The 997-nt window shown below is 75.6% G+C and carries 1 protein-coding gene and 1 pseudogene; one reads left to right on the top strand and one right to left on the bottom strand.

The genetic code is table 11. The annotated features are described in order from the left end of the window. Positions 1–413, top strand: a 413-nt coding sequence (locus tag F3J18_RS37500) for a type VI secretion system-associated FHA domain protein (RefSeq protein WP_205195738.1), incomplete at its 5' end; no start/stop codon positions are given. Positions 414–552: 139 nt separating this feature from the next. Here the strand turns inward: F3J18_RS37500 and F3J18_RS37505 are convergent. Further along, a pseudogene (locus tag F3J18_RS37505) lies at positions 553–997 on the bottom strand (serine/threonine protein kinase); the annotation flags it as partial.

Genomic DNA, 997 nt, shown 5'->3' on the forward strand with positions numbered 1-997 from the left:
ACGCGGTGGGCGGCGCGATGGCGGCGCTGCGCACGGGTCACATGCCCGGCGCGGCGGCGGCGGGGCTGGAACTCGACGGCGCCGATCCGCTGCGAGACTGCGGCGATGTCGAAACCGCCTTGCGCCTGTTGCTGTCGGCCTCCGCCGCGAGCGCCTCGCGCGAGCGGCTGCGCGACGCCTTCGGCGAGTTGCGCGATCGCCAGCTCGCGTTGCGCGGCGGCTTGCGCGAGGTCCTCGCCGGACTCGATCCCGCTCGCCTGGATCCGGAAGCGGGATGGCGCGACTGGCTGCCGGGCAGCGCGGCACGCCTGCGCGCGCAATATGCGCGCGACTGGACGCGCGTCTCGCAACAGGCCGCGGCCACGCTCGACTCGCAGCCCGCCGCCGCCCCGGGCCAGCAAGCGCCGAACTGATCGACGCGCATCGAGCGGCAAGACGCGCGGCGAACCGATCCGCGCGTCGACTGGCGAACCGGCGGCGAACCGGCCAGGTACGCGCCCGACGCACCGACCAACCCACCGAACCACCACGCCGCGCCGCCACCTCCCCCAGCTACGAACCCTCGTCGAGCCCGCGCAGGAACGCGGCCTTGTCCACCGAATCCGGCAGGGCCTCCAGCAGCCGCGCCTGGAAGGTGGCGAGATCGGCATCGACCGCCGCGCGCCGCGCCACGATCCGCGCGATCGGCCCGATATGGGTGGCGAGCCGCTGCACCGCCGTCTCGACCAGCGCCGTATCCACGGCCGGCGCCTGGCCGGCCCCGCTGCCCGCCTGCGTCGCCCCCGGCATCGCCATCACGCGCGTGACGGCCGTGCCCGAAGCCGCGTGACGCTGCAGCAGCGTATCGAAGTCGTGGCGTGCGGCCTCGTCGGGCAGGTGGCGCGCCAGCTCGGCGGCCAGCATGCGCGGATCGGTAGCCTGCGCCGCCGCGCGCCGCACCAGCCGCGAGGCCACCGGCCCGACATGGGTGACCAGCCGCTGCTCCAACTGCGCGAGG

Origin of the sequence: Burkholderia sp. Ax-1720, from assembly GCF_011753035.1 — a bacterium.
Lineage (GTDB): Bacteria > Pseudomonadota > Gammaproteobacteria > Burkholderiales > Burkholderiaceae > Burkholderia > Burkholderia gladioli.